At 59.0% G+C, this 21,668-nt stretch carries 15 protein-coding genes; 7 read left to right on the forward strand and 8 right to left on the reverse strand.

What is annotated here, in order from left to right; translation table 11 throughout:
• Positions 1-29 precede the first annotated feature (29 nt).
• Entirely contained in the window at positions 30-824 is a 795-nt protein-coding gene (locus L9059_RS02875; protein ID WP_247287239.1) for a PRC-barrel domain-containing protein, read from the forward strand.
• Positions 825-902: 78 nt separating this feature from the next.
• Here L9059_RS02875 and L9059_RS02880 read toward each other — a convergent pair whose 3' ends face one another.
• The 6 genes from L9059_RS02880 to L9059_RS02905 form a co-directional block, all read right to left on the reverse strand.
• Positions 903-2,984: a copper-transporting P-type ATPase gene (locus tag L9059_RS02880; RefSeq protein WP_247288276.1), complete on the reverse strand. Its 2,082-nt coding sequence runs from the start codon at positions 2,982-2,984 to the stop codon at positions 903-905.
• A 173-nt stretch (positions 2,985-3,157) separates the two neighbouring features.
• On the reverse strand, positions 3,158-3,607 hold the full coding sequence (locus tag L9059_RS02885) for a c-type cytochrome (protein ID WP_247287241.1): 450 nt from the start codon (positions 3,605-3,607) through the stop codon (positions 3,158-3,160).
• A 132-nt stretch (positions 3,608-3,739) separates the two neighbouring features.
• Entirely contained in the window at positions 3,740-5,263 is a 1,524-nt protein-coding gene (locus L9059_RS02890) for a basic amino acid/polyamine antiporter (RefSeq protein WP_247287242.1), read from the reverse strand.
• A gap of 3 nt (positions 5,264-5,266) precedes the next feature.
• The gene (locus tag L9059_RS02895) at positions 5,267-7,522 is read right to left on the reverse strand and encodes an Orn/Lys/Arg family decarboxylase (protein WP_247287244.1); all 2,256 of its coding nucleotides are present in this window, start codon (positions 7,520-7,522) and stop codon (positions 5,267-5,269) included.
• 53 nt (positions 7,523-7,575) lie between these two features.
• On the reverse strand, positions 7,576-9,948 hold the full coding sequence (locus L9059_RS02900) for an Orn/Lys/Arg family decarboxylase (protein ID WP_247287263.1): 2,373 nt from the start codon (positions 9,946-9,948) through the stop codon (positions 7,576-7,578).
• 169 nt (positions 9,949-10,117) lie between these two features.
• A complete protein-coding gene (locus tag L9059_RS02905; protein WP_247287265.1) occupies positions 10,118-11,659 on the reverse strand; it encodes an NAD(P)H-hydrate dehydratase in 1,542 nt (513 codons plus the stop codon).
• A 627-nt stretch (positions 11,660-12,286) separates the two neighbouring features.
• Here L9059_RS02905 and L9059_RS02910 point away from each other — a divergent pair.
• Positions 12,287-14,635, forward strand: a complete 2,349-nt coding sequence (locus L9059_RS02910) for a response regulator (RefSeq protein ID WP_247287267.1) — start codon at positions 12,287-12,289, stop codon at positions 14,633-14,635.
• Between the two features lie 86 nt (positions 14,636-14,721).
• On the opposite strand, the gene L9059_RS02915 is transcribed toward L9059_RS02910, so the two are convergent.
• Both L9059_RS02915 and L9059_RS02920 read right to left on the reverse strand, forming a co-directional pair.
• On the reverse strand, positions 14,722-16,056 hold the full coding sequence (locus L9059_RS02915) for a sensor histidine kinase (protein ID WP_247287269.1): 1,335 nt from the start codon (positions 16,054-16,056) through the stop codon (positions 14,722-14,724).
• Positions 16,053-16,712, reverse strand: coding sequence for a response regulator transcription factor (locus L9059_RS02920; protein WP_247287271.1), 660 nt, complete (start codon positions 16,710-16,712; stop codon positions 16,053-16,055). Before L9059_RS02920 ends, L9059_RS02915 begins: the two co-directional genes overlap by 4 nt.
• Positions 16,713-16,843: 131 nt before the next feature.
• On the opposite strand from L9059_RS02920, the gene L9059_RS02925 reads away from it, so the two are divergent.
• The 5 genes from L9059_RS02925 to L9059_RS02945 all read left to right on the forward strand — a co-directional run bounded on the left by L9059_RS02925 (position 16,844) and on the right by L9059_RS02945 (position 21,621).
• Positions 16,844-17,167, forward strand: a complete 324-nt coding sequence (locus L9059_RS02925; protein WP_247287273.1) for a PepSY domain-containing protein — start codon at positions 16,844-16,846, stop codon at positions 17,165-17,167.
• Positions 17,168-17,251: 84 nt separating this feature from the next.
• Positions 17,252-17,722, forward strand: coding sequence for a DUF2271 domain-containing protein (locus tag L9059_RS02930; RefSeq protein ID WP_247287275.1), 471 nt, complete (start codon positions 17,252-17,254; stop codon positions 17,720-17,722).
• Positions 17,723-17,747: 25 nt separating this feature from the next.
• A complete protein-coding gene (locus tag L9059_RS02935) occupies positions 17,748-19,928 on the forward strand; it encodes a PepSY domain-containing protein (RefSeq protein ID WP_247287277.1) in 2,181 nt (726 codons plus the stop codon).
• Positions 19,918-20,916 (forward strand): FAD:protein FMN transferase, encoded by a 999-nt coding sequence (locus L9059_RS02940; protein WP_247288278.1) that lies wholly within the window; start codon positions 19,918-19,920, stop codon positions 20,914-20,916. Before L9059_RS02935 ends, L9059_RS02940 begins: the two co-directional genes overlap by 11 nt.
• 3 nt (positions 20,917-20,919) lie before the next feature.
• Positions 20,920-21,621 (forward strand): VIT1/CCC1 transporter family protein, encoded by a 702-nt coding sequence (locus tag L9059_RS02945; protein ID WP_247287287.1) that lies wholly within the window; start codon positions 20,920-20,922, stop codon positions 21,619-21,621.
• Positions 21,622-21,668: the final 47 nt, after the last annotated feature.

Below are 21,668 nucleotides of genomic sequence, written 5' to 3' on the forward strand. Positions count from 1 at the left end.
CTACGAAGGACAGTCCTATGTTACGAAGCATGCAAGATCTGAAGGATTACACCATTGCGGCTACCGATGGTGATATCGGGGAAGTCAAAGACTTCTATTTTGATAATGAGGCGTGGGTGATCCGGTACTTGATCGTCGAAACCGGTGCCTGGCTTGCCAGCCGCAAAGTGCTGATTACACCCCTTTCCATCCAGGACGCTGATTGGACGCAACGTCGGCTGCACGTAGCGCTCACCAAGGAACAAGTCAAAAACAGCCCCAGTATCGACGTCGACAAACCTGTCTCTCGACAACATGAGATGCAATACCTGGGTTACTACGGTTATCCGTACTACTGGGGGAGCGCAGGCATGTGGAATGCAGGGATGTACCCTGGAGGCTTCGGGCTCCCGGGTGGCCCCGCTCAAGACGAACATGCTCGCGAACAAAATGCAAAAGCCGAGCGCGCACGCCATGAGGATGACGACCCGCATTTACGCAGTTGCAAAGCCATCATCGGATATCACATCAAAGCCACCGATGGCGAAATAGGACACGTCGACAGTCTGCTGATCAATGAACAGACCTGGGCGATTCAGTACCTTGTGGTCAACACCAGCAACTGGTGGCTTGGGCACAAGGTGTTGATAGCTCCTGAATGGATCGACGATATCCGTTGGCTGGATAAATCCGTGTCGGTCGACCTCGAATGCGCCTCGATCAAGGCATCGCCGCCTTATGAGTCGTCTGAGCAGTTGAACCGGGAACAAGAATCGAACCTGCACAAACACTATGGACGGACCGGCTATTGGCTGGTCGAAACCGTCATTGAGCACAAGAAGTAAGTGCACGACAAATCAGAGAGAAAACATCGTTTGCCCGTCAGATATTTGAACGGGCAACCGACTCTGCGCAGTAGAACCCTAGCCACGCAACCGCAATGCATTGGTCACTACCGACAATGAACTCAGACTCATGGCAAAAGCGGCAACCATCGGCGACAACAACCAGCCAGTGAACGGAAACAACAAACCGGCAGCCAACGGCACGCCGAGCGCATTGTAGACAAGCGCAAAGCCCAGGTTTTGTTTCATGTTGGTGACCGTCTGCTGCGAAATCGCACGGGCTTGGGCAATGCCACGCAAGTCGCCCTTGACGAGGGTGATCTGGGCGCTGTTCATGGCAACGTCCGTGCCTGTTCCCATCGCTACGCCGACATCGGCCCGGGCCAGCGCAGGGGCATCATTGATACCGTCTCCTGCCATTGCGACAACGCATCCTTGTTGTTGCAGTTGCTCCACCAGCGCGAGCTTATCGGCCGGGGTGACGCCCCCGTGTACTTCTTCGATTCCCAGCGTCGCCGCAATGGCTTTGGCTGTAGTCAACCCATCACCCGTGGCCATGATGACGCGGATGCCCTCAGCCTTGAGTTCCGTCAAAGCGGCGGCTGTACTGGACTTTATGGGGTCTGATACCGACAGCAGCCCTGCGGCTTTGCCGTCGATGGCCAGCAACATCACGCTGGCCCCTTCGGCCCGGAGTGCTTCGGCCTGGGATTTCAAGCTGTCCACCGAGACCTTGAGCTGCGCCATCAATAGTGCGTTGCCCAGGGCCAGGGTCTTGCCCCCTACTCGACCGCGCACGCCGATGCCGGTGCTCGACTCGAAGTCTTCGGCCTTGTTAAGGGTCATGCCCCGTTCACGCGCAGCGCTCACTATGGCTGCTGCTAGAGGATGTTCGCTTCCTTGATCCAGGCTGGCAGCCAGTTGAAGTACTTCGTCCTCGGTGCTGCCCGCTGCCGCGATCACTCGGTCAAAGCGTGGCCGGCCCTCGGTCAGGGTGCCGGTTTTGTCGACGATTAAGGTGTCGACCTTACGGAAGTTCTCGATCGCCGCAGCGTCCTTGAACAGTACGCCCCGTGTCGCAGCCTTGCCGCTGGCAACCATGATCGACATCGGGGTGGCCAGGCCCAAGGCGCAAGGGCATGCGACGATAAGCACCGCTACGGCGTTGATCAGCCCATACACCCAACCCGACTCCCCGGTCGATGTGGCCCCGAACAGCCCCCATATGAAAAATGTCAGCAACGAGACACTGATGACGGTTATAACGAAATAACGGGCCACGGTATCGGCCATACCCTGCATTGGAGCCCTTGAACGCTGTGCCTGCGCGACCATCTGCACAATGCTTGCGAGCACCGAATCCGCGCCAACCTTGTCCGCCCGCATCACCAGTGCGCCGCTGGTATTGAGGGTGGCGCCGATCAGCTTGTCGCCGACGCCTTTGCTCACGGGCATAGGCTCGCCGGTGAGCATTGATTCATCGACCGCACTGGTGCCCTCAAGCACTTCACCGTCAACCGGTACCTTCTCGCCAGGGCGCACACGCAGTTGGTCCCCGGGCCGCACATCGGCCAGCGCGACATCCGTTTCGCTCCCGTCGTCAGCCATACGCCGTGCCGTTTTCGGGGCGAGCCCCAATAATGATTTGATAGCCGCGCCCGTCTTCGACCGGGCTTTGAGCTCAAGTACCTGGCCCAGCAAGGTCAATGAAATGATCATGGCCGCCGCGTCGAAGTACACCGACACCCGCCCCATGGCCACGAACGAGGCCGGAAAAACCCCAGGCGCTACAGTGGCAACCACGCTGTAAACGAAGGCCGCCGACGTCCCCAGGCCGATGAGTGTCCACATGTTCGGACTGGCGTGCAGAACCGATTGCACTGCCCGTTTGAAGAACGGAAAACCTGCCCAGAGCACCACCGGCAAGGTCAACGCCAGTTCTATCCAGCTCTGCAGGGCCATATCCAACCAGTGCAGGTAGGGTCCGGACATGGCGAGTATCGCGACGATCACGCTCAGCGGCAGGGTCCAATAAAAGCGGCGGCTGAAGTCCTGTAGCTCCGGGTTCTCGGTGTCCTCGGCGGTGGGGATGACGGGTTCCAGCGTCATGCCACACTCAGGGCAGTTGCCCGGGCCGCTCTGTCGCACCTGCGGGTGCATCGGGCAGGTATAAATAGTGGCTTCGGAGGCGTCCGGATTGGCGTGAAGATCCGCTTGCGGGACGTGGGTGTCTTGCATATTCATGATATTTCCCCTTCTCGGTGGGGAGCGCGAGTGGCGCACCGTGCCGATTGGCTACTTGCGGATCAATGACGCAACGCAAAACAACCCAACTATTTCTGCGCTTGCAAATAATGCTGAATAGCGTCGATTTCCTCTTTGGTGGGCGGTTTCCCATGGTCGGTTCTGAAGCTCGATGACCCCCAGTGGGGCATGACCCTGCTCAGTGGTTCACCCTCATCATCAATGCCTTGAAGCACAGCACGTTCAAATAGCTCAGGCTTCCAGGTGCTGGCATCGCCTACAAGTTTCGGCGCTTGAACCCCCTTCATTCCCATGCCGCCCTTACCGGACATCGCGCCCATCCCATTCATCATGCCTTGTCCTCCGTTGGTACCGCCCATACCGGGTGTCATCGTGCCCATGCCAACCACCCCGCCCATTCCACGTTCGCCATGGCATTGGGCGCAGTTGCTTTGGTACAGGGCCGCTCCATCGAGTGACGCTGCCAGGCAATACGTCGAACTGAAGATCATCACAAACGCAAGATATGAACTTTTCATTGAAAACTCCCGGTTATGAGTGAGCCAAGCCCTGTGGCCTGGACTTGGCAGCCCAAGTCTTTTGCAACGGCAAGAGCCATTTGGGTCTTACGAGTCAGGGCTCGTGCGCACAGCGATGAACAAAGCAATCGTTCAAGGCTTATAGACCTGTGTCAGATGCCCACTGAACAGCATCCAAATCGCCATCACCCCAAGCACCACGAGCACACCTGCCACAATCATCTCAATCATCTTGAACACTGGCTCTTTCGGAGCGTGCTCCTTGCGTGCCCAGATGAATACGAGATTGCCGAGGGCGAAGAACACCGCGCCGGCAATCATGTACTCAAGGCCGGCGGCATACACGAGCCAGAATCCGTAGATCGTGCCCAGGATGCTAGTGACCAGCGCCGTGGTTTTGGCGGTTTTTGCGGTGGCTGGATAACTCCCGTTAGCCATTACTTTCCACAAGAAACCGGTAGCGCCGATGTAGGCCGGCAAAATCATCACGCCAGTGATGGAGATCATCACGTTCCAGGCGTTGTTCGAGAAATACATGAGGATCATCACGGCCTGCATCACTGCGGTGGAAACCCATAGCGATACCGAGGCCGACCCCTTTTTGTTGGTCACCGCGAACGTTTTCGGAAAGGTGCCGTCCTTCGCCGCAGCCCATGGCAGTTCCGCCACGAGCATGGTCCATACCAGCCAACACGCCAGCACCGAGATCAACACCCCGGCGTTAACGAAGTACTCGCCCCACTTGCCGACAATCGAACCTAGGATCGCTGCCATGGACGGCGGCGCGATGACCGACAATTGCGCCTGCGTCATGATCCCGAAGGGCAACACGGAAATCAGGACATAGAGCAGCAAAGTCACAAAGAAACCCAACAACGTCGCTCGACTCACGGTCTTGGCATCCGACTTGTCGGACATGACCACCGCGCCCTCAATGCCGATGAACACCCACAGGGTCACCAACATAGTGCTTTTAACCTGTTCCAGCAGGTTACCCAGTGGCTTGGCGCCGGCCACGTTGTCGCTGACGTTGCCCCAGAAGTCGTTCGTGAACAGCCCCGCTTTCACCGAGACGGCTACCACACCAACGAACACGACAATGGGGACGAATTTGGCAATCGTGCCAATCGCATTTAGCGCCGAGGCACTTTTGACGCCCCGCAATACCAGCCAGTTGAGCATCCAGAACACACTCGACCCGATCAGGATCGCCAGCCAGGTGTTCCCACCCTTGAAATGCGGGGGAAAGAAGTAGTTGAGTGTGTCCATCAACAGCACTGCAAAACCGACGTTGCCGAAGGCGGACGACAGCCAGTACCCCCAGGCGACCTGGAATCCGGCGAACTTGCCGAAGCCCTGGCGTGAGTACATATAGATACCTGCAGTTATGTCTGGCTTGATCTCGGCAAGCACCTGAAACGTTCGTGCCAGAAAGAAGATGCCCAACCCGGAAACCAGCCAGGCGATCAATACCGCACCGAGTCCAGCGTGTTGCGCCATGTTTTGTGGCAGGTTGAAGGCGCCGCCTCCCACCATGGCGCCAATGACGAGCAAGGTCATCGAAACCATGCCGAGCTTGTCGGTGGTGGTTGCTTTCTTTGGAGCGGTTGAGGCGTCGGAATCCAGAACATCGCCTGGGACTGTGGATGCTTTCATGGGTCAATCCTCAGTGATGCATAGAATCTGAAAACGGCCGCCGACGACTCCAACGCCGTGCGTATCATGGGAAAAGCCCGGCATTTGGGCATCAAACGCCTCAAGCGCTTTCAGGTAGCCAAGTATTGGGCCAGATGCCTCACCGGCATTCTCGCCAGGCATCAGCATCGGAATGCCTGGCGGGTAAGGCACAACTCCGGTGGCGACGGTGCGCCCTGCCATCTGGTCGAGCGGCAGCAATTGCACCCGATTGTTGACGAGTTGTTCGTACGCCCCGACCGGCGACAGAACGGCCACTGGCAACACCGAAAATGCCGCCGACATGAGTTCGGTCGTCCTGTGCGTTTTCATCGCGGCAAACATCGACTCGGCGAGTTCACCAAGCCCGAGCGTGCCGTAAGACTGCGGATGAGCGGCAACCAACGCGGGAATGCATCGTTCCAGAGGCGTGTTGGCATGCACGTCTCGATGAAAACCCAGAAGTGCATTGATCAGGGTTCCCCACTTGCCCCGCGTGATCCCCATCGAAAACAGGAAAAGACTGGTGAAGTCGGTGGTCTTTTCCACCACGATCCCTTGCGCATCGAGATAAGCGGCCAGGAGTGACGCGGGAATCCCCGTTGCTTTTAGCTGGCCATCCTGGCCCATGCCAGGCGTGACCACCGAAACCTTGATCGGATCAAGCATGCAGTATCCGTCATCGAGGTCTTCGAACCCGTGCCAGGCATCGCCCGGGTGCAATATCCACGCCTTGGGGTCGCGCGCCAGGCGCTCAGGGTCGGCCAAATGGAACGGTGTCTTTTTGTGGCCCTTGCCTTCATTGACCGTATCTGGCTGCCAAGCGGTGAAAAACCAATCGCCCTTGGCGGCGAACTCAGCATGCAAGCGTGCCACTGTCTGACGAAAAGCAATCGCCTCGACAATCGTTTCATCCGTGAGCGCTTTGCCAGAGGGGCCATCCATCATCGCCGCCGCCACATCGTTGGACGCGATGATCGCGTATTGCGGTGAGGTTGAGGCATGCATCATGAACGCCTCATTGAAGCGCCCATGCTCAATCGGTCGGCGGCCATCACGGACATGGATGTAAGAAGCCTGGGAGAGCCCGGCAAGCAACTTATGCGTCGACTGAGTCGAAAATATCGTCGGTCCGTCGGGACGGGGGCTGTTGGGGTCGCCGCGCATGGCATAACGCCCGGCATACAGCGGATTGAAACGTGCGTAGCCATACCAGGCTTCGTCAAAGTGCAGTCGATCGACTGACTGCCCAAGCAGAGACTCGACCTGTTCGACGTCATAGCACAAGCCGTCATACGTCGAATTGGTGATGACGGCATGCACGGCGGCGGGTTCTATCTGCTCAGTGACCAGAGCATTTGCCCCAATGCTCTGCGCGACCGCCGTAGCCGTGAGGCGCGACGCCGGGATCGGGCCGATCAGTCCCAGGTAATTGCGAACCGGCATCAGGTAAGTCGGGATCGCACCGGATAACGTCATCGCGTGTTCGATGGATTTGTGGCAATTGCGATCACACAGTGCAATCTGGTTGCGCGTTACGCTTGACATCAGAATCACGCGATTGGAGGTGGATGATCCATTAGTCACGAAATAGCTGCGATCGGCGCCAAACACCCGTGCAGCGTTGTGTTCCGCCTCGCCGATAGCCCCGGAGTGATCAAGCAATGAGCCCACTTGCGCAACCGAAATCGACAAATCAGAGCGAAACAACTCCTCGCCGAAGAATTCGACAAAGGCACGCCCGGTCGGATGCTTCATAAACGCCGTGCCGCCGGCATGTCCGGGGGTGTGCCAGGAATATTCATATTCCCCGGCAAAGCGGGCGAGCGCTTTGAACATCGGCGGCAACAGCGTTGCTCGGTAGCGGTCGATGGCTGCGACGATTCTGCCGCCAAGGAAGCTCTTCGTGTCCTCGAAGAGCCACACATAATCGTTGACCTGGGAAAGCACCTCGGCCGAAATCTCCTCAAGCGAACCACTGGCCGCCAGCAGAAAAATCGGCAACCGCTCAGAGCGGGCCCTGACGGCATCAATCACGTTGCGTGCAGCCTGATGATCCTTCGCACCGGCCAGATCCCAATCCACCAATACAGCCTGCAACAACGAGTGCAGGCTGATTTGCGCTGCTGCATCGCTTTGCGAGGTGGCATCAATGACATCGATATCCCGGTCGGTCAGCGCCTCGATCAGCGCAGCGGTGGCCTGGCCACCTGCATGCTCGACGCCGGTGCCGTTATGCACCACCAGCACCCGACGTCGATAGAGAATTCCGGGCACGTTCGTTGAGTAACCGCTCATATCGACTCCTGCACGACGTAGGTGTGAAACACCACGCGGCCGTCGACATCGTCGGCATACACGCCCTGCACTTCGAACTCGAAGCCCGGAAACCGATTGAACGCCTCCTCGAACACCAGGAAATAATCGAGCATCGGTTGCGCTCGGTCGTCATAGCGCTCACCGGGCACGACGATGCCGATTCCGGGTGGATAAATGAGCGCCAACGTCGCCGAGATTCGGCCCTTGCATTGGGACAGCGGCAAATAGTCGACCCGGTTGCCGACGAACGCCTCGGTGGCATCGGCCACCGACATCGCCTGCTCGGGAAAGTGCTCACCGCGAAAGCACAGCCTTTGCAAAGAGGCAATGTCGTGCTCCCGGTAGAAGTTGTGCATCTCGTCGCACAGACGCTGCAACGTGTAGCCGGCGTAACGCTGCGGATAGCGCGCCAACGTCGTCGGCAGCACGTCTCCAAGCGCTGCGTCTGAGTCATAAAGGTTCTTGAACGCCACCAGCCTGGAAATCAGCGAGGCGCATTTCCCGGCCTCAACAGCGGGTGTCAGCAGGAATAAAATACTATTGAGGTCGCATTTCTCTGGCACGATATTGTTCTCGCGCAGGTAGGCGGCCAGCAGCGTTGCCGGGATTCCGCGCTCGCTGTATTCGCCGCTCTTGCGGTCGAAACCGGGCGTAATCAGCGTCAGCTTGTTTGGGTCCGTCATCGCCCAATTCGGCGAGGCATGGCGGAAGCCATGCCAGCGTGCATCCGGCACCAACGCCCAGCAGGCAGGCTCGCGCGCCAGCACGTCGGTAGGAATGTCTTCCCAAGGCACGCTTTCGAGTGGCGGGCTGAACGTGGAGTCGGCAATCGTCACCACATCGGGCACAAATGGATCGAAGAACCAATCGCTCGCGCCACCCTTGGCGGTCGCTGCAAATCCGCGTTTAAGCATGCGCATTTTCTTGCGCGTCTCGATACCAACGCGAATCGCATCGTCCCAGAGCGCCAGGCCATTGCGGCCCTTGTGCATCTGCGCGTCGACATCGAGGCTGGCAAACAGCGGATAAAACGGCGAGGTCGAGCAATGCAGCATGAACATCTCGTTGAAGCGACGGTGCCCGGTGCGCCGCGTTTGGCCCTTGATGTGTTCGTCGCGCACATGAATTTGCGAAGCCTGTGAAAAACCCGCCAGTTGCTTATGCGTGGACTGGGTGGCAACGATGCCAGGGCTCTCGGCGCCAAGATTTTCCAGGCCCATCGCGAAATGCCCGGCAAACAGCGGATGGAATTTCATGAAACCGGCCCAGGCTTCGTCAAAGTGGACGTATTCACAGAGGTGGCCGATTCGTTCGATCAAACTCCCTGTGTTGTAGATCGTACCGTCGTAGCTGCACTGCTCGACAATCGCCAGACGGAACGGGCGCTCACGCTTCCAGGCCTCAGGGTCAGTGACCAGTGGATGGTTGCGGATCTGCTCGCGCAGTTTCTTTTCGTCCAGTGCGTCGTAATCGATCGGGCCAATCAGCCCTTGTGGATTGCGGTCGGTTTCGAGGTATATCGGGATCGCCCCGGCCAGTTGCAACGCGCCCTGATGATTGGATTTATGGTTGTTGCGGTCAAAGAGCACCAAGTCCCCGCGCTTGAGCAGCGCGGCGGTCACGACTTTGTTCGACGTCGAGGTGCCGTTGAGAATGAAGTAAGTGCGATCGGCGCCGAAGACTTTGGCTGCCGCCATTTGCGCGGCAAGCGCCGGACCGACGTGGGTCAGGAGATCGCCCATTTCGGGCACCGAGTTATCGATGTCGTTGCGAAACACCGCCTCGCCGAGATGCTCTACAAACAACCGTCCAGCTGGGCTGCGTCGGTAAAACGCGCCGCCCTGGTGGCCCGGGCACGTCCACATCTGGTTGCCTTCGTAGTCGTAGTCCATCAGTGCGCCGAAGAACGGTGGCTTCAGGCCTATGGCATAACGCTCCAGCGCGAAAATCGTTTCCTTTGCCGAAAAGGCTGGTGTTTCGTGGTCGAGGTAAATGTATCCGGTGACCTCGCCCAATGGCGCGAGCGAGAGCGACTCGATGCCTTTCAATTCGCTCATCAGGTAGATGGGCGTATCAAGTCCGCGCTCGTGCCTGATGGTGTTGATGAGTGCCTGCACCTCGGGCTCATCCGGACCATCGATCGACAGCAGGAAACAACCGATCCCCATATCACTTTCTGCAGCAACCCTGGCCCCGGTCAGGGTAGGAACGATATCAGTTCGATAGTCGTATTCATCAATTGCATCAATCAGGCGCTGGACAAGCCGCGCCTGGTTGCTTTCAGGTGCATGAACGAACACGGGGCTGTAAAGCATGAAATGAAATAACGTGTGGTAGGGAACCGACATTTCAACACCTCTAATCAACGTGGCGGCCCCGCGACATAACGCGTAGCCGGTGTACTGTTGACTATTCGCCTCGTTCAAAACCGAGTCTGTACGCCAACCCACACACCCGGTATCTCAGGAAAAATTGTGCAGCCGTTGCGAGGCATATCGGGCCATGATCAGATTGTCGTCAGTCGCTATGACTGACGCTGACATGGGCTTGTGTGGCTTCGACAGGCAACCAGACTTCGTGAAGTCGACGCAACACCCCGGGCAGCAGGTTAGGAAGGTCATCGGCCAGTAATCCGGGACCGAATTCGGCGGCCGCTTCACCGTGTAGCCAGACACCCGCGGCAGCGCTGGCGAAGGCCGGCATCCCTTGCGCAAGCAAGCCAAGAATTATCCCGCTCAAGACATCTCCCGAGCCTGCGGTGGCCAATGTTGGGGGTGCGTTAGCGTTGATCACTGCCGTACCGTCGGGAGCCGCTATCACGGTGTCACTGCCTTTGAGCACCACAACGGCTCCACAGCGAAAGGCGGCCGCACGGGTCCGTGTCAGCTTGTCGCCAGCAGCATCGAATACTCGTCGAAACTCACCCTCATGGGGTGTCAGCACGCAAGGGCCGTTAATCGCACGATCCAGTACTCCGGGTTCATCCTGGAAGGCAGTGATCGCATCAGCGTCCAAGACTGTCGGGCGTCCACTTGCAAGCATCGCCAGCACATGCCCGAAAGTTTCCTTGTCAACGCCTGCACCGGAGCCTATCAACCAGGCTGAAAAACGACTGCCATTGAGCAGATGTCCAATATCTTCCGGTGTCACCCATGGACGTACCATGATGCTGTCCAACGCGGCCGCATAAATCGACAATGCTATTTCCGGCACCGCAATAGTTGTGAGCCCCGCTCCCGCTCTCGCTGCGCCTCTGGCTGCCATTCGAGCAGCGCCGGTCATTGGATACCCACCAAAGATCAGGGCATGCCCGCGGCTGTGTTTGTCGGTAGTCGTCTTGACGCCCGGCAGGCTGGCCAGCCATACCGCCGGGCTGTTCTCAAAGATGCGGGGGGCGATGCTGTCGACCACAGCCTTGGGGGTGCCAATATCCACAACAATGACTTCGCCGCACAGGTCCCGGCCTGGCAGTAGCAAGTGGCCCGGTTTTTTGCACAAAAACGTAATCGTCAAAGCTGCGGGAACAGCCCCTACTGCTTCACCGGTATCCCCCATGACCCCGCTGGGCATATCGATAGCGATAATCGGTACGCCACCCTCGCTGGCGGCGGCAAGCGTCGCTAATGCCTGGCCTTCAAGTGGACGGCCCAGGCCTGCACCGAAGAGCGCATCAACGATCAATTCAGCCCCCTCAAGCACCGAGGGGCTCAATGCTTCGACGTCCCCTTGCCATCGCCGGGCATGGTGTCTCGCTTCGTCCTTAAGGCTAAACCGGCTACCCAGCATTGCCACCCGCACCGGCCAGCCCGCTTCTGCCAACACGTGCGCGGTGACAAACCCATCTCCACCGTTATTGCCTGGCCCGCATAGCACCACCACAGGTCTTGGCGTCCAGTGACGCTCGATTTGGTGCGCGATCGCCGCACCGGCATTGGCCATCAATTCATAAGAGGTCACACCGGCAGCGACCGATAACCGATCGACATCCTCCATCTGCCGAACCGTCAGGACTGCGGTCTGGCGATTGTTCAGCGCAGCCTCGCAAATCAACATGTTCATGTTTTGGCACTCATTCAGCCTGCAGTGAAATCGATGACCACTCGCGATGGAACATCACCGTGTTCGAGGCGCTCGAAAATCTGGTTATTTGCCGATAGCGGCTGCAATTCGATGGATGCCCTTGGCGTCCCGCAGATAGCGGACTGCACCGGCGGCTTCGTTGCGCTGGAACACCCATTCCATATCGCTGCTGAGCGGCTTCAATGACAGCACTCTGCGTCTGCCACTCCTGTGGCCTTAACACCCCAATCTCGGTGGTTCTGGCCCGGCTACTGCGCAAACCTCAAGTTAGGCGCCTGGCCGACCGATGAGTAGCCTCGGAAACTACCTACACTCTGAGTGCCAAACCTCTTTCTACAGTGCTCGCATCGGTCATGAGTTTTATTGTCGGCACCGTTCATTCTCAATGAATAAGCTTGCAACGATGACCGCCGGTCCGAGAGCACTGACTGACGTCAGCCGCACGAGCACGGCCTGCGCGCAACAAAATCGGGGTGGACGGCCGCAGATGCCGTTATGTATGGCATTGAACCTCGTGCCTCTTCCCCACGGGGCATTGCCTGGTGACTAAAGGGGTGTAGGATTCAGGGACGCACTCATTCGGAATGCACTCATGCGGAAAGTCATATGACTGCTCGTCCGCCTCGCGACACGGTACCCGCCACGCCAAGCATATTGACCCAATCTTCCTTGGCTGATGCTGCAACGCTGTACTCCAAAGAGCGATCAGTGCCTGATGACACAACGGGCTCCCTCGATGAGTTACGTTTGCGCAATAACCAACTGACCGAAATGAATCAGCAGCTTCATGCCCAGCTCGACAAGCAACAGGCCGCATCGGTGGACTGTCAGAATGTGTTAAATGGCATCAACATTGGTGTTGTCTTGTTGGACACCCAACTGAATATTCGCCTGTTCACACCGGCTACCCGGTCGTTGTTCAACATGCGTGCCACCGACATCGGAAGACCATTGGCCGACCTATGTCCGTTGGCCACTGATGCCAATCTTCTGGAAGACGCCAGGACGGTGATGCGTGATAAGCAGCCGCTGGAGCGCGAGGTCCGGTCACAGAGTGGTGTGAGTTTTACCCGGCGGATTTCGCCCTACATCAAACAAGACAATTGTGTTGAAGGCGTGGTCATCACCTTCACCGACATTTGCGACAAAAAGCAAATCACCCAAGCACTTGAACAAGCGACGCACAATGCGCAACTAACGACGGCTGCCCGTACGCGGTTTCTGGCCTGTGCCAGTCACGATTTACGTCAGCCTTTACAAACGCTCAAGTTGTTACAAGGCTTGTTACTCAGCCTGTTGACGGAGGAACAGTCTCGAAAACTGACCATCCGGATTGGCGAAACCGTGGGCGCCATGTCCGGCATGTTGAATGCGCTTCTGGATATCAACCACATTGAAACCGGCGCGGTTCGGGCGAATCCCGTTACTTTCCGAGTAAGTGATCTGTTGGACCGACTTGCCGACGAATTCAATTACAAGGCCGGTGCCAAAGGTTTACAACTCAGGCTCGTGCCCTGCCATCTATCGGTCGAAAGTGATCCGCGCTTATTGGAGCAGGTGTTGCGCCACTTACTCTCCAACGCGCTGCAATACACCCATGAAGGCCGGATACTGCTGGGCTGTCGTCGGCATGGAGCCTGGTTGAGTATCGAAGTTTGGGACACTGGACTCGGTATCGAGCCACCGCATCTGGATTCAATCCTCGAAGCCAAGTCGCTGGATGAAGAGCCAGCTTCTGGCAATGACACCGGATTGACTGTCGTCAAACACTTGTGTGCTCTACTTGGGCATCGGTTGCGTGCGCAGTCCTGCATCACCAAAGGGTCTGCATTCTCCATTGATATCGCCTTGGCGAGTGAAAGCCCGGTATTGTCAGGAGCGATGCAACCGGCGCAAGCACTGGCACACAACCCCGTGGCCGGCGGCGAAATGATTCTGGCGGTCGAAGATGACGTGGAACTGCTCGAATTGTTGGGTTCACTGCTTAAATCCGCAGGCTATCAAGTGGCAATGGCGATCGACGGGAAGGCGGCACTGGACAGTGTCACGCGTGGCGGCGTGCAACCCGATCTGATTTTGGCCGACTTTAATCTGCCTGGATCAATCAACGGTTTACAGATGATCACACAGTTACGCATGACACTTCATCGCAGCATTCCTGCGATCATTCTGACGGGTGATATTTCGCGCCAAACCTCCCGCGATGTGGCATTTGAACACTGCATTCAGCTTAACAAGCCCGCGAAACTCAAAGAGGTCACGTTCGTCATTGCTTCTCTGCTTGCACAGCAACGCGCTGCAAAAATCGATGCTGAGCGACTTGAGCAAATCGCGCCTTGCGATGCTCACGCATCGACAGTCTTCGTGGTGGATCGCGATGATCTTTTTCGCAATACGATCCGAGGCGTCCTTGAGTCCAACGGCTATCTGGTTCAGGACTACACATCAAGCGAGGCGTTTCTTGAAGGCTATGCACCCGGCCAACCCGCCTGTTTGCTGATTGATGCCCACCTGCCAGGAATGAACGGCCTTGAACTGCTGCACCGATTGAGAAAGAGCGGCTACGACTTGCCAGCTGTAGTGATCAGCAGTAGCAATGAAATTTCGATTGCTGTAGATGCCATGAAGGCCGGCGCATCGGATTTTATTGAAAAGCCATTTGGTCGCAGTGAGATGCTTCAATGTATTGCGCGGGCGCTGGAACATTCACTGGACGCGAATAAAAAACTGGCCTGGTTACAAGAAGCCAGTAGTTGCATCGATAGCCTGACCGCTCGGCAGCGACAAGTCATGGACATGGTTCTCGCTGGGTTTGCGAGCAAGAAAATTGCAGCGGAACTCGGAATCAGCCAGCGAACGGTGGAAAATCACCGCGCCTCGGTCATGAATCGAACACACTCCAAGTCCATTCCGGCACTGGCGCGCATTGCACTGGCAGCTAATTCGAGGATGTGAAAAAAGCTGCCGTGATGCCCAGTTTGTCTGGACGATCTTGCATGGCAAGCACGTATAATACCTGTGTTAAGGACGCTGATAAGCGTTCACCTTGCGGCATGTTTACAAAACTGGACGTTCACTTCAAAGCCCTCCCCCCTTCCTGTCGCCGGTGATACCAAGGTCATGCTGGCGCCGACGCCTTGCACAATGGTTTTAGCAATGGCCAACCCCAGCCCTGAACCACTGGCTTCACTGTTACCTCGCACAAAACGTTCGGTCAGGTGCTGCAACACCGCTTCCGGCACCGGCGGGCCGCCATTGACCACCCGCAGCAGCGCTTGATCGGTGAGGCTGACCTCAACCGGTTGATCCGCGGCGCCATGCTTGAGCGCATTCTCGACCAGGTTGCGCAACAGGATGGCAAACGCATCGGGATCAATGGCCGAGTAAACGCTGGCCTCGCTCGGCAAGTGCAACGCGATACGCTGACCGCTGCTGTGGTTCCACTCATCGACCACATGGGCCAGCAACGGAATCAGGTCCTGGGGCGCTTCGGACAACAGACCTCCGCCCTCAGCCTTGGCCAGTTGCATGAGTTTTTCCGAGAGCCGCGCCAACTCCCGTAACGAGTTCTCGATCTTCGCCGCACGCACCTGCAACGGGCCTTCGGGGGCTTCGTGGCGCAGGCGCTGGATCTGCGCCAACGTTGCCGCCAACGGTGTGCGCAATTCATGGGCGCTGTTGGCCGTGAAGCTGCGCTCAGCCTCCAACGCCTTGCGCAAGCGCCCCAGCAAATGGTTGACCGCATCGGCCAGCGGGTCGATTTCCGCCGGCAGTCGCGTCACTTTGATCGGTGACAGATCGCCCACGCCCCGCGCTTCCACGGCATGACGATAGGCCAACACGCTGCGCAAGCTGATGCGTACAAACAACCAGGTGCCCAACAGGCAGATGGGGATCAGCGCCAACAACGGCAACAACAAGGCAAACAGGGCTTCCCGCGCGGCTTCACGGCGATGATTCAGCGGCTCGGCGATCTCGATAAACACAGTATTGCGCAGCGCAGAGGCACCGTACAGACGATACTTTTGAGTGGTGGAAAACCCTTCGCGCGGCCTTTTGTTGAAGATCTTCGGGTTGGCGTCGTGGGACTGCATCAGAATCTCGCCCTCGGCGTCACGCACCAGGTATGTCAGGTATTCCTTGTGCATTTTCAGGGTCGCGATATGTTGCGCCTCGCGAGGCGCTTCGCGGTTGCTGATTTCCAGCACGGCCAGGGGCAGGATGCGTTGCGCGGTCTCTTCCAATGCGCTGTCGAATGCTTCGTTCAACTCATGTTGCACCACCAGCCAGGCGCCGACGGTCCCCCCCAGCCAGAGCAAGGTCATGCCAAGGGTCAACCCCAGGCCGAGACGTTTTTGCAGGCTTGACGACTTCATACAGACATCAACCGATAACCCATGCCGCGCACGGTTTCAATCAGGTCACGCCCGAGTTTTTTGCGCAGGCGGCTGATATAGACCTCGATAGTGTTGCTCTCGATTTCGGCGCCAAAGGCGTACAAGCGCTCTTCGAGCTGCGACTTGGACAGCAGCGCACTGGGGCGCTGCACAAAGGCCTCGAACAGCGCCCATTCACGGGCCGTCAGGTCTACGGTGGTACCGGCACGCTGTACCGTGCGGGCATTCATGTCGACCTGCAATTCACCGAGCCTGATTTGCGGATTGGGATTGCCGCTGTAGCGTCGGGCCACGGCCGCCACCCGGGCCGAGAGTTCGAACAGGTCGAACGGTTTGACCAAGTAGTCGTCCGCCCCGGCATTGAGGCCAGCGATACGCTCGGATATCTGATCCTGGGCGGTCAGGATAATCACCGGGGTCACGTCCCCTGCCGAACGCTGCTGACGCAAGAAGTCCAGCCCGCGACCGTCCGGCAGCATCAAGTCCAGCAAAATAAGGTCGTAAGGCGTGGTGCGCACGCTACTGCGCGCATAGTCCAGGCGCTGTACCCAATCCACGGCGTGGCCGTCATCGGCGATCTGCTCGCGCACCGCTTCCCCTACCCCGGGTGCGTCCTCGACCAATAAAACCCGCATCTGGCACCTCCTGTGATGGTTGTAGTGCTGCACCCTAGCCGCTTTACCTGACGTGAATCTGAAGATTCAGCTGGTTGTCAGGAATGCACCTTAGGGTATGCCAAAGAAGCCGACCCGGCAGGAGACAGATCATGAAATCAGCTTTTGTTGCCAGTACCGCCCTGTTGAGCATTCTGCTCAGCGGTTACGCCCTGGCCGATGACGACTGCAACGAGCCGGTCAGCGACTGGCAACCGCGCGAAACCTTGCGCCAGCAAGTGGAGCAGCAATGGGGCTGGAGCGTGCAGCGCATCAAGGTCGATGACGGTTGCTACAAGCTCAAAGGCGCCGATCGCAAGGGCAACGCCATCCAAGCCCGCTATGCACCTGCGTCGCTGCGGCTGCGCACGTTGCAGATCGACTTCGGTGACGACGGCGACGCCGCCGATTACCTGGCCAGCCCTGCCCGCAAATGATCGTTGCCGATTTTTCCAGGCTGTTCAGGTTGCTGTCAGCCAGCGGGTCCAGGCTCTCCTCCTGACGTTTAAAAGGACACACCCATGAAAAAAATCATCGCTGCAACCTGCCTCGCCAGCGCAATTGCCCTGCCGGGGCTGGCCCAGGCCCGTGAAGTGACATTGACCACCCAGCTCAAGGACTACAGCGGCAACGACGCCTACCTGGCGATCTATGTCACCGACGCCAACGGCCAATACCACAAAACCCTGTGGGTCGCCGGCAAGAAGGCCAAGTACTACAAGCACCTGGGCGACTGGGCCCGTGGCAGCGGGATGAGCCCGAGCGAGTTTGACGGGGTCAGCGGTGCCAGTGTCGGCAGCGGGCGCACGCTTAAAGTCAGCGTTGAGCTGGCAGACACCCTGATCGATGCCGGGTATCAGATCCGCATCGACAGCGCCGTCGAGGACAAGCGTGACGCCCGCGCCGATATCAGCGTACCCCTGACGTCCAAGGGCGCAGGCAAACCGGCGACGGGCAGTACTTACGTCGAGTCCTTCACTTACGATCTGTAGCACCCGCCATTTCTGGAGGCTGAACATGCTTCGCCAGCTGCACTCACTGCCCGGTTTGGTCGCCGCCCTGTTGGTCATGTTGTTGGCCATCAGCGGCGCAGCACTGTCTGTCGACCCGATCCTGGAACGCCTGCACAACGCACCGATCGCCACTGGGCAACTCAACGTCGGTCAATTGGCCGCCCGTGTTGCCAGCCAGTACCCCGGCGTGGAGCAGATTCAGCGCAGCGCGTCCGGAACCGTCATCGTCTACTACAACCAGGATGGTCAGGCCGGGGCCGAAAAGGTTGATCCACTGACCGGCCACGGCCTTGCACCCTATGAGCCCTCGGCCTTCTCACGCTGGATGAAAGATCTGCACCGCTCACTGTTCATGGGCACACCAGGCCACGGGGTGTCAGGCGTCGGTGCGCTGTTTATGTTGATCCTCTCGGTGTCGGGCGCGTTGCTGCTGGCCCGGCGCCTGGGTGGCTGGCGCAACCTGCTGCGGCCACTGCGCGGTACATTCAGCCAGCGCTGGCACGCCGAAGTCGGACGTCTGGCCTTGCTCGGGCTGCTGCTGTCGGCCCTGAGCGGGCTCTACATGTCCGCCACCACCTTCGGTTTGATCGCCGACGGAAGTCAGAGCGAGCCGGCCTTCCCCACTCACATCAGCGCCGGTGCGGCGTTGCCGGTGGCGAACCTGCAAGCGTTGCAGGCCACCGACCTGAATGACCTGCGCGAACTGGTCTACCCCAGCCCCGGCAACCCGCAAGACGTGTTTTCCTTGCGCACGGCTCAGGGCGATGGCTACGTGGACCCGGTCAGCGGCACATTGTTGTCCTGGCAGCCGCACGACTCGATGCAAAGCGCTTACGAACTGATCTACCAGTTGCACACCGGTGAAGGCCTCTGGTGGCTGGCCCTGCCGCTCGGGCTCTGTGCAATCTGCGTGCCTTTGATGAGCGTGACCGGCGTCCTGCTCTGGTGGCGCCGCCGCAAGGCCGGCCCGAACATCCGCCACAACACCCCCGCCCACTCCGCTGACAGCGTGATTCTGGTAGGAAGTGAAAACAACAGCACTTGGGGCTTTGCCAACACCCTGCATGAAGCCCTGCGCCAGGCCGGGCACCGCGTGCACAGCGCAGCGATGAATGAATGGACAGGCGATTACCGCAGTGCGCAAAGGCTATTCATCCTCACCGCGACCCATGGCGATGGTGATGCCCCAGCCTCGGCGTCGCACTTCCTCACACGGCTGAGCAAGGTCGGCCTAAAACCGGGCCTGCCGTTTGCGGTGCTGGGTTTGGGGGATCGACAATTTGCGCAATTCTGTCAGTACGCCCATCAAGTGCAGGCGGCGCTGGTGCAGGCCGGTGGCGTGCAATTACTGGGGCTGGAAACCGTCAATCGCCAGTCCTCTCAAGAGTTCGCGCGCTGGGGTCATGCCCTGGGCGACGTACTGGGGCATGACTTGACGCTGGTCCACACCCCCGAGCAACCGCTTACCCACCTACTGGAGTTGCAGGAATGCATTGTGTACGGCGAACAGGTGAATGCACCGACCCACGTCCTGCGCTTCAAGGCACCGGACAAGTTTCCCGACTTTCAAGCCGGGGACCTGGTCGGGATTGTCCCGCCGGGTAGCCCGGTCCCGCGCTTCTACTCACTGGCGAGCAGCGCCGACGACGGCGTGCTGGAAATCTGCGTCCGTAAACACGAAGGTGGCGTGTGCTCGGAGTTCCTGCATGGCTTGAGCCTTGGCGCATCGATCCAAGCCTTTATCCAGCCCAATCCGCAATTTCGGCCAGCATCGGGCGCACACCCGGTGATCCTGATCGGCGCCGGCACCGGTATTGGTCCCTTGGCCGGTTTTATCCGTAACAACAAGGCCCGGCACCCGATGCATCTGTATTGGGGCGGACGCAACCCGGCGTCAGATTTCCTCTACGAACCGGAGCTCAACCGTTACCTGGCAGACCGACGCCTGACCGCATTGCGTGCCGCGTTCTCCCAGGTTCAGGACCGCAGTTACGTGCAAGACCGGTTGATCAGCGACGCCCTGGCCTTGCGCAGACTGATTGAGAAAGGCGCCCAGGTATTGGTGTGTGGCAGCCGCGAAATGGCCAAAGGCGTGATGCAGGCCCTGGATGAAGTGTTGGCACCGATCAACCTGAGCGTGCTGACCCTCAAGACACAAGGACGCTATCGTGAAGATGTCTACTGATGGGCAACGCTACAGCCTGAGCGGCGAGACCATGGGCACCCGCTACACCGCATTGTTCTATGCCGATGCAGGCATCGACACTGACGAAATCGGCCATGGCCTGGCCCATGCCGTAGCCCGGGTGGACCAGCAAATGTCCACCTGGAAAGCCGACTCCGACCTCAACCGCCTCAACGCCGCCCCCGAACAGGAGTGGCTTTCAGTACCCAAGGAACTGGCCACGGTGCTGGCCGCCGCGCTGCGGGTCAGTCAGCAATCGGGCGGCGCCTTCGACATCGCCGTCGGTGATCTGGTGGACGCCTGGGGGTTCGGTCCCGGCGAACAGTCGGTCACTGAACAGGCACTGGCGGCAACCTCACCGCGCACCCGACTGTCCGCCAGCGCAGCGCTGGTGGTTGACCCGCAACGCAATCAGGTGCGCAAACGTGCGCCACTGCACCTTGATTTGAATGGCATCGCCAAGGGCTTCGGCGTCGATGAACTGGGCCGCTGCCTGGAAGGTTTTGGCATCACTCGCTACTTGGTGGGCATCGACGGCGAGATGCGCGCTCGTGGCGTCAAGCCTGATGCGCAACCCTGGGTCGTGGCCATTGAAAAACCCTGTCGGGGCGTGCGTGAAGTCATGGGTGTGATGGAACTTAGCGATGCCGCCATTGCGACGTCGGGGGACTATCGACAGTGGGTCGATATGAGTGGGCAAACCTTCGCCCATACCATGAACCCGGTCACCGGCGCACCACTGCGCAACTCACTGGCAGCGGTCACCGTGGTGGCGGCCTCGTGCATGCTCGCCGATGCGTGGGCCACGGCGCTGATGGTGCTGGGGGAAATCGAAGGCCCGCGGCTGGCTCAGGAACGCGCGATGGACGCGCTGTTTGTGCTGCACGACGGAGAACAGTTCAAGGAAATTTCTATAGTCGGCGGCCAATTGCAGGCGCACATTGAAACCCGTCCGAATGATTTGCCCAATGACAGTGAGTCCCGTTAAACCATGAAATTCATGCACCGGCACACCGAGCTACACCGCAGTGATCGTATCGGCTGGCTGCGCGCGGCCGTCCTGGGAGCCAACGACGGGATCGTGTCCACCGCCAGCCTGTTGATCGGCGTCGCCGCCGCCAACGCCAGTCACGCCACCCTGCTGGTCACTGGCATGGCCGGGCTGGTGGCGGGCGCCATGTCCATGGCGGCGGGGGAATACGTCTCTGTGCATTCCCAGGCGGACACCGAACGGGCCGACCTGTCCCGGGAGCGGGCCGAACTGGCCAGCGACCCCAAGGCCGAACATATCGAACTGGCGAACATTTACATGCATCGTGGTGTATCGCCCGAACTGGCTCATCAAGTAGCCGACCAATTGATGGCCCATGACGCCCTGGGCTCCCACGCCCGGGATGAACTGGGCATTAGCGAAGCACTCACCGCCAAACCGCTCCAGGCCGCCCTCGCCTCGGCGGCCAGTTTCGTGGTCGGCGCAGCGTTGCCGCTGGCGGTAATTTTCATCGCGCCAGCGCAGAGCGTTGTGCCGTGGATTTGCGGCATGTCGCTGGTTTTTCTCGGCAGCCTGGGGGCTGTGGCGGCCAGGGCCGGGGGTGCCAGCGTATTGACCGGCGCCTGGCGCGTGACGTTGTGGGGCGTGCTGGCCATGGGCATCACGGCGCTGGTGGGGTCGTTGTTTGGGGCGGTGGTTTAGCGCGTCGAGACTCCAAAATGCAAAAGGCGCCCGATCCTCGATGGGGC

Origin of the sequence: Pseudomonas violetae, from assembly GCF_023072615.1 — a bacterium.
Classification (GTDB): Bacteria; Pseudomonadota; Gammaproteobacteria; order Pseudomonadales; family Pseudomonadaceae; genus Aquipseudomonas; species Aquipseudomonas violetae.

What these genes read in the sequence shown, in the direction of transcription:
- L9059_RS02875 (WP_247287239.1), top strand. Translation starts at nt 30, where the DNA reads ATGCAAGATCTGAAGGATTACACCATTGCGGCTACCGATGGTGATATC.
- L9059_RS02880 (WP_247288276.1), bottom strand. Translation starts at nt 2,984, where the DNA reads ATGCACCCGCAGGTGCGACAGAGCGGCCCGGGCAACTGCCCTGAGTGT.
- L9059_RS02885 (WP_247287241.1), bottom strand. Translation starts at nt 3,607, where the DNA reads ATGAAAAGTTCATATCTTGCGTTTGTGATGATCTTCAGTTCGACGTAT.
- L9059_RS02890 (WP_247287242.1), bottom strand. Translation starts at nt 5,263, where the DNA reads ATGAAAGCATCCACAGTCCCAGGCGATGTTCTGGATTCCGACGCCTCA.
- L9059_RS02900 (WP_247287263.1), bottom strand. Translation starts at nt 9,948, where the DNA reads ATGTCGGTTCCCTACCACACGTTATTTCATTTCATGCTTTACAGCCCC.
- L9059_RS02905 (WP_247287265.1), bottom strand. Translation starts at nt 11,659, where the DNA reads ATGAACATGTTGATTTGCGAGGCTGCGCTGAACAATCGCCAGACCGCA.
- L9059_RS02910 (WP_247287267.1), top strand. Translation starts at nt 12,287, where the DNA reads ATGACTGCTCGTCCGCCTCGCGACACGGTACCCGCCACGCCAAGCATA.
- L9059_RS02915 (WP_247287269.1), bottom strand. Translation starts at nt 16,056, where the DNA reads ATGAAGTCGTCAAGCCTGCAAAAACGTCTCGGCCTGGGGTTGACCCTT.
- L9059_RS02920 (WP_247287271.1), bottom strand. Translation starts at nt 16,712, where the DNA reads ATGCGGGTTTTATTGGTCGAGGACGCACCCGGGGTAGGGGAAGCGGTG.
- L9059_RS02925 (WP_247287273.1), top strand. Translation starts at nt 16,844, where the DNA reads ATGAAATCAGCTTTTGTTGCCAGTACCGCCCTGTTGAGCATTCTGCTC.
- L9059_RS02930 (WP_247287275.1), top strand. Translation starts at nt 17,252, where the DNA reads ATGAAAAAAATCATCGCTGCAACCTGCCTCGCCAGCGCAATTGCCCTG.
- L9059_RS02935 (WP_247287277.1), top strand. Translation starts at nt 17,748, where the DNA reads ATGCTTCGCCAGCTGCACTCACTGCCCGGTTTGGTCGCCGCCCTGTTG.
- L9059_RS02940 (WP_247288278.1), top strand. Translation starts at nt 19,918, where the DNA reads ATGTCTACTGATGGGCAACGCTACAGCCTGAGCGGCGAGACCATGGGC.
- L9059_RS02945 (WP_247287287.1), top strand. Translation starts at nt 20,920, where the DNA reads ATGAAATTCATGCACCGGCACACCGAGCTACACCGCAGTGATCGTATC.